The sequence below is a fragment of the Acinetobacter sp. YH01019 genome, assembly GCF_013420285.1.
In the GTDB taxonomy this organism is placed as follows: Bacteria; Pseudomonadota; Gammaproteobacteria; order Pseudomonadales; family Moraxellaceae; genus Acinetobacter; species Acinetobacter gandensis.
The window spans coordinates 1-5,949 of record NZ_VOYM01000122.1; the positions used below are offsets into that span (position 1 = coordinate 1).

The following is a 5,949-nucleotide window of genomic DNA, read 5'->3' on the forward strand; positions in this document are numbered from 1 at the left end:
TAGGCATTCTGTACCGTTAGAGTTTAGATAATTAAATACATATTGTACCGAAATTAAATATTAAGTCTATAAATACGGTTTTTGAGTTGCTTTTTAAGACTTTATTTTGTTCCGTTAGGCTATACTCCAAATTTACATAATGTCGCATCTTCTGTGAAATCGTCTTTTCTACGCAAATAAACCTGATTTAAAGGCGAAACCTAACAATATTACAAGTAGCACTGTTAGCATTGCTTTAAGCCTAAAAATCGTATCATGAGCTATTTTAATTTTCTCCTTATACTCCACCTCTGACATTGAAAACTTATCCATTTCAGCCTGAATAGCATCCATATATTTTGAAATTTTTTCTAATTTTTCGCTCTGCTGTTCATTTTTAAGTGATAGCGCAGTATTGGATTGCTCCAGTTGTTTATTTAAATTGATCTGCTGAATAAGATTTTTCGCTTGATCGGCATTGATTTTTTGACTTTCCTCATTAAATTCATCCTGCTCTTTAGACTCTTGAATCAACTGCTTTGCTCTAGCAGTCAGTTTTATGTTTTTTTCTTTGAGGGCTTCATTCTCTTGTTCTAGAGATTCTTTAGCTTTTTCTATTGTAGAAAATTGCTTTTTAAAGTCGGTGAGCTGTCGCTGTAGCTCAATATTTTCCTCAAAGTGACTTGTCGCAACCTCATCAACTAAAAAATCACAATATTTAAAAAAATCGGCTTCAATCAGGGCAAAGGGCATGGCATGAGAAATTTTTAAATGCTCAACAATTTCATGCCAACTTTTACCCGTGCGGTACAGCTCGGTAATTTCATCCTGTCGGCTCTCAAGCCACCTACGTTTATTGAAATAAGGGGTTTTAGCCATCACTCAATATCCTTGTAAAAACTATCGCTATAAACATAGCCATCACTGCTTTTGGACGCTAAAAACCTCTTACCCTCCTCACTGCTTTTCCATGCCAAAAGTAGCTCTCTTGAGCTTTGATTGGCTTCGTCTTTAATAGCCCTAAAATATGTATGGATTTCCGTATTATTTTTAATTTTTGGAGTGGAAGCACGGACATAGCTTAGATTTAACTTTCGTCCACCTGCACCTAAAAAACTACGGTTCATTTTTGACTGAAAATAAGCCGTGAACATGCTATATAACTTACCGATCTGCACACGTACACCACGGTAGCCAATATAGCCCTCAAGGCTTAAAAGGTACTTTTCAAAATGTTCTTTTACATCCGTATTGGATTTATTTTTTTGAAAGCTATTTACCAAATTAACGCCACGTTGACGCACAGCCTCAAACGCTTCTTGCTTCAAACGCCATGTAAAGTTAGTCGCATGTTTGGTATTTTCACTTAAACCCATTTCTTGCAATTCTTTGATACTTTTGGCTCGTTTTGTGAGCTGTAAAAAAGTATATTCACCCACTGTTAAGGATATCTTTCCAAAGGTTTCAGCACCTTTGACCTGTTTAGAAATTTGATCATTTAAATAATCAAGATGATCATATTTATTCTGAATAATCACACCATCAGGCAAACGTAGAAGTAAGTCATTTACACGGCAAAGTAAAAGCAAAGTCGGGGGTCTAAGGGTATATAACTTATTTTCATTTTTCGATTTATCACGCAAGTAACGATAAAAATCAGCTTCGGTTAGATTTTCTTTCTGAAAACAACCGCCATTCGCAACGATGCAACAAAACGTACTTTGTCCGGACAGAAATTTTCGATACTGCTGTTGTGGTGTATTCAGCAAACCATAGCGGTCATTCCACTTTTCAAGCATGGATTCTGCATTACTAAAACTGCTCGGTTTAATCAAAATTCCCAAATCGTAACCTTTGCTGAAACATGCAAGGGTCGTATGAGTGAACTCTTTTATGCCAGTGGTGTAATAAATCATTTTTTCTTATTTAGTCCAAAAATTTAATTATCAATATACCTTCATTTGTAGATTCTTAAAGGTATTCCAAAGATTTTTTTAATAGTTATATCTAAAAGACTAGTTATAGGTAGTTATAACCGAATTATGCTATCGCATAATTAGCAGTTCCAAAAATTCGACTTGACATGGTATTTGATACGCATAAGATCAGATTTGTAGATATTGTTTTTTCGTTGGACTGCCAATCCATACATTCAATTTTCCTTAAAAATTGTTTGTTCATGGATTGCCAACCATGAACAAACAACATCACCCATTTTCGCAACGTGCCAAGTTGTGAAAATTTTTATCGGTGAAGCTGCGTGCGTGAGAAATCTAGCTGGCGCGGCTACGATAGGGGCTGAGAGGTGTGACTCCTCTTTTCTACCTGTTACAAAAGTTATGTTCCTGTTTTTACAGGATGCAAGTAGGGCGACACGGACACGGGAATTGACGGGTTATCAGCGTTTAAAACATGCGACTGGTAACTTAGTGAATTAACCCTGTTTTATTTGTTACGGTGAGCCATCTCAAGGATTGGGTGAATGGCGTTAATAACCGCTTGGCAGATGCTTCGCAAGGGCATAGTCAAGGCGCACAGGTGGGCTTTTGAGGGCATCGTAAGGTGTCAGGGGCGTGAGGTGAATAACTGGATCGTTCGGTACTGTACGGTGATTTGCTGAATTCGTAGAGATACGTTGCAAATTGCTGACAGATCAATGGATAGCTCAAGCCTGTAAGGTCGTCTCTGTCAACATACAACTACAAAATAGTTGATGGCAGTCGATATGCGTAGAGTAAGTGCTTTACCTTATTAATTTAACTAGGAAATATAAGCTAGAAAAGACTTGGAACTGCGGTCTAGCGAAGTATGGAATTGATTTTAGTTAAGTTAGAGATAAGCGTACTACTCGATTTCAATGTTTTTTATTGAAATCAAAGACAAGTGAAACTAACGTGGGCGCACTTCACACCGTATGAGTTGTAGATATTTAATTTCTGATTGATGAGTTCACAGAAAAGCAATTCTAGGCAAACAACGAGGTGGTGATCGGTGACGGTCTTTAGAAGTGTTAGAGAATAGACCAGTACAAAACCTTAGCTACATCGAGGTTGCAGACAGTTCGAGCGAATAAAAACGTAAGCGCTGTTAATTGGGAAAGTCTATGCCGATAAGTTGGTGATGTTTAAGGTGATTGAAAACAGATTTTTTTCGGTAATATTCGAGTGGTATCAACATGCTTTGGCTAGCATGATTTACCGAAAAAACTGTCTTAAAACGATTCTACAATCGTGAAAATTAGTTGTCTTGGCCGACAATGATATTTTCAAACTGTTGATGCAGTATAAATACGTACAAACTAGTGGTTTTAAGAACCCAGCCCCTTAGGGGCTGGGTTTGTCTTTATAAAAATAACTCTATTTCGCTCTCATTTGCGATTTAAGCCACTTCATAGCAAAAACCATCATTTCATCACATGACTTTGTAATCGGGCTAAAAAACGCCATTTTAAGCCTTGTATAAGCATCTATAGAGCGAGTGTCTACGAGCGAACCACCAAAATTCGCGCCTAGACTCTCTGAAAAACCGTTTTTTAAGCTGTGAAGCCTAAATAAGCGTAAATCATATGCAGAAATTTGAGCCTAGACCGAGCGTAGCGAGTAAAAAAGCTCTATGAGCGAAGCGAATTCCGAGTTGCTTTTGATCTTGCTTTTGCTTTTTCTTAAATTCACGAAAACATAAACCAAAAAATTGCCCCGGCGAATCGAGCGAAAGCGAGATTCAATAGAGTTTGAGCGTAGCGAAAACCAAGGGCAATTTTTCATTTATTAATTTTAAAAGCTTTATTAAAAGCTTTTAATAGCTTTTAAAAAGCTTTTAAAAAGCTTTACGACCAGTCTCAATGTGTTGCTATACCAGTGTTTCAGACACTAAAGTGGGGGCGAAATGTTAGGTTTTTGACTTTAAGTGGGGGCGAAATGTTAGGTTTTTGACTTTAAGTGGGGGCGAAATGTTAGGTTAGTGGGGGCGAAATGTTAGGTTAGTGGGGGCGAAATGTTAGGTTAGTGGGGGCGAAATGTTAGGTTAGTGGGGGCGAAATGTTAGGTTAGTGGGGGCGAAATGTTAGGTTGTAATCAAGATATGCTTGACTTAATAAGTGGGGGTGAATAGCATTAAAAATACCACCACATAATAGAAGAATAGTGATTTTAGATGGCTGTATCATTAAAGAAAATTAAAAATTTTGAGGAACATGACAAATCTCTTTTTCCTCTTGCAGCACCTGCCAAACGTTATCCAAAAGACTATGCTGTCTTTCAAAATATTTTCTGGCAATTGAAGCATGAGAAATCACCAAAAGACGATATTCTAAAATTGCTATTCTTTTTTAGCCCTAAAGTTCGGCTAGCATCAGATCCCAATGAAACAACAGAATTCACTGTAACAGCTAAAGAATATGCTGAATTGACGGGCTTAAAGCCAAGCAGTGCTTATGTAGCCTTAAACCGAGTAGTAGATGCTCTCTACGACCACAGTGTAGTTTTTTATCATCCTGGAAAAGATCGAGAAATTCGAACAAGACTCATTAGTACATGCTCATACAAGGATGGATGTTTTTATATTTCTTTCACGCATTTTGCCCTATACATTATGTATGTTTTTAATAAACAAAATTCGTATACAAAATTTAAAGTTAAGTCGGCTGTTGCCTTACATGGTCACGGTTTAAAACTTTACCCATTCTTGGTACAAAATGAATTTCGTTCTAATTTCGATGTATCCATTAAAGAATTAAAAAGTGCTTTAGGTCTAGCAGAAAATTCATACCCAGAATATAGAGATTTCAAAAGTACTATTCTTAAACCTCATATTGATGACATTAACTCTAAAACAGAACTGACTATTGAGTTTAAAGCAGTTAAGAAAGAAGGACGCAAAGCTAGTCATGTTAATTTTATAGTTAGAAAAAAGAAAACTATTGGAGCTAATCAACAAAGTGAAACTGGTAGTAACCAAGCGCAAAATAAAATAACTGCAAAAATGGTTTATTTAACGATAATTCAAAGTGAAGAATTGAGCTTGAGATTCAAAGAATCTGGTGAGACTACAGACGAATTAGTAGAAAGAATAAAAACTGATTTTAAGAACAACGAAGGTAATAGATGGATTGAAAAATTAGCAGAATTCAATGTCGACCTTACTATTGAACAAAAAAATTGAAGAGCTACTCCCCTATCTAAAGAAAGTAGGCTTTAATACAAAATAAATTTCATGTTTAGGTAGAATGTTCAGATGAACATCCTTGTACACGCACTGAGGGATTCCATTGAACACAACAAAATTTAGCGTTATGGACGCTAGTAAAGCCTTTAAAAAATCACGTACAACAATATACGAAGCTATAAAAAATGGTGAATTATCAAGGGATCATGATGGTCTTATAGATCTATCTGAACTTATCAGAGTCTACGGAAATCCTTCAGGTGTTCAGTCCAGTACACGCACTGAACACGTACAGAAGGATGTACATGTACACGTCCAGTCAGAAGTCGAAACTGTATTAAAAGATCAAATTTCATTACTTAAAAATCAATTGGACTTAGCCAATCACAGAGAAAAGGCTTTGATGCAACACATAGAAGATTTGACTCATAGAATTGAGTTTAAAGGTCAGCTTGAACAACCAAAAACAGGGGTAGAAGAGCACAAAGTTGTTCCTCCTGTTGATTCTGAGATGATAGAGAATCCTAAACTAGAACCAGACCAGAAAGATGACGGATTGACTACTCCGGAACAAAAGGAAAATAAGCGTATTCCAGTCCCTGAACATATTGAGCCAGAACCAGAAAAAAGGGGCTTCTGGAGCCGTTTTTTCAAGCCCTATGGATGATAGGACTATTTAAGGCACTGTTGCAAATAGAGATTTGAGTCGATGATGTTCCCTTTAAAAAGTACTTAGAGACCGAAAACCCTGTTGATTAGACACACTTCACCCTGAGGCTGACCATAATAAAATGACGATGCTTGTCC

At 36.7% G+C, this 5,949-nt stretch carries 6 protein-coding genes and 1 pseudogene; 3 read left to right on the top strand and 4 right to left on the bottom strand.

From position 1 onward, the window contains the following. Positions 1-168: 168 nt before the first annotated feature. Both FTT84_RS16675 and FTT84_RS16680 read right to left on the bottom strand, forming a co-directional pair. On the bottom strand, positions 169-858 hold the full coding sequence (locus tag FTT84_RS16675; RefSeq protein WP_180012498.1) for a hypothetical protein: 690 nt from the start codon (positions 856-858) through the stop codon (positions 169-171). Then, positions 858-1,823, bottom strand: coding sequence for a hypothetical protein (locus FTT84_RS16680; protein WP_180058830.1), 966 nt, complete (start codon positions 1,821-1,823; stop codon positions 858-860). Before FTT84_RS16680 ends, FTT84_RS16675 begins: the two co-directional genes overlap by 1 nt. 276 nt (positions 1,824-2,099) lie before the next feature. On the opposite strand from FTT84_RS16680, the gene FTT84_RS16685 reads away from it, so the two are divergent. Then, positions 2,100-2,417, top strand: coding sequence for a hypothetical protein (locus FTT84_RS16685; protein WP_180081900.1), 318 nt, complete (start codon positions 2,100-2,102; stop codon positions 2,415-2,417). A 50-nt stretch (positions 2,418-2,467) separates the two neighbouring features. Here the strand turns inward: FTT84_RS16685 and FTT84_RS16690 are convergent, their stop codons facing one another. Then, positions 2,468-2,620: a hypothetical protein gene (locus FTT84_RS16690; RefSeq protein WP_180081902.1), complete on the bottom strand. Its 153-nt coding sequence runs from the start codon at positions 2,618-2,620 to the stop codon at positions 2,468-2,470. A gap of 1,511 nt (positions 2,621-4,131) precedes the next feature. On the opposite strand from FTT84_RS16690, the gene FTT84_RS16695 reads away from it, so the two are divergent. Both FTT84_RS16695 and FTT84_RS16700 read left to right on the top strand, forming a co-directional pair. Beyond that, a complete protein-coding gene (locus FTT84_RS16695) occupies positions 4,132-5,139 on the top strand; it encodes a replication initiation protein (RefSeq protein WP_096902771.1) in 1,008 nt (335 codons plus the stop codon). Positions 5,140-5,269: 130 nt separating this feature from the next. After that, the gene (locus tag FTT84_RS16700; protein WP_096902770.1) at positions 5,270-5,809 is read left to right on the top strand and encodes a plasmid replication DNA-binding protein; all 540 of its coding nucleotides are present in this window, start codon (positions 5,270-5,272) and stop codon (positions 5,807-5,809) included. 65 nt (positions 5,810-5,874) lie between these two features. Here the strand turns inward: FTT84_RS16700 and FTT84_RS16705 are convergent. Beyond that, a pseudogene (locus FTT84_RS16705) lies at positions 5,875-5,949 on the bottom strand (IS6 family transposase); the annotation flags it as partial.

Coding starts and splice junctions, on each gene's coding strand:
- FTT84_RS16675 (WP_180012498.1), bottom strand. CDS start 858: ATGGCTAAAACCCCTTATTTCAATAAACGTAGGTGGCTTGAGAGCCGA.
- FTT84_RS16695 (WP_096902771.1), top strand. CDS start 4,132: ATGGCTGTATCATTAAAGAAAATTAAAAATTTTGAGGAACATGACAAA.
- FTT84_RS16700 (WP_096902770.1), top strand. CDS start 5,270: ATGGACGCTAGTAAAGCCTTTAAAAAATCACGTACAACAATATACGAA.